1 protein-coding gene is annotated in these 260 nt (G+C 49.2%); it reads left to right on the forward strand.

Annotated features, from left to right (window positions below; translation table 11 throughout):
- Positions 1-118: 118 nt before the first annotated feature.
- The coding region (locus AC0IZJ_RS28530) for a YbdD/YjiX family protein (protein ID WP_337226516.1) at positions 119-260 on the forward strand (142 nt) is incomplete at its 3' end.

Genomic DNA, 260 nt, shown 5'->3' on the forward strand with positions numbered 1-260 from the left:
CGTACTGACAAAGAAACACCGTACGTTCCAATCCCGGAAGGCGGCGTGAAGATCTCTTCGCACCACTAACCGTGTTTAGCCCCGCTTCGGCGGGGCTTTGTTCTTATCAGAGTGAACTATGTTTGGTAACTTAGGACAGGCAAAAAAATATCTCGGCCAGGCGGCGAAGATGTTGATTGGCATTCCAGACTACGACAACTACGTCGAGCATATGAAGACCAACCATCCCGACAAGCCGTACATGAGCTATGAAGAATTCT

Source organism: Roseateles sp. AC306 (genome assembly GCF_979253795.1).